Origin of the sequence: Escherichia sp. AM3 (genome assembly GCF_032029835.1) — a bacterium.
Taxonomy (GTDB): domain Bacteria; phylum Pseudomonadota; class Gammaproteobacteria; order Enterobacterales; family Enterobacteriaceae; genus Escherichia; species Escherichia coli.
Genome location: NZ_JAVUPQ010000666.1, coordinates 1 through 368 on the forward strand (window position 1 = coordinate 1; position 368 = coordinate 368).

General features: G+C 46.7%; 1 pseudogene. It reads left to right on the top strand.

Annotated features, from left to right (window positions below):
- Positions 1-368 (top strand): annotated as a pseudogene (locus tag RTW80_RS27780) (type IV secretion system protein VirB10); the annotation flags it as partial.

The following is a 368-nucleotide window of genomic DNA, read 5'->3' on the forward strand; positions in this document are numbered from 1 at the left end:
AGCCAGCATTGCAGCTTGGTATTGAAAAACTTAAAAAATCACGTAAAGGGATGATTATCCTCGTCGTGGGTTTTCTTCTGCTTGCTGCCGGTGTTTCTGTTTATTATATCCCGTCCATTATCCGTTCTGTGTCGTCAGGGGATGAGAAACCCGCAAGTCAGCCGCTTGCAACCGGAGAGGCTAAACGTCAGACCGGACTGAGCGAAGATATCGATCCTTTTAATACCGCACAGAAAAAAACAGAGAAACCAGAGGAAGAAAAAGTCATTTCTTCTGAAAAGACTGACCCGCCGGAAAATAAACAGCAGAGCTTCAGCCGTGCACTTGACGTTTCTCTTGATGGCAGCCAGGCAGGAAACAGCAGCAGT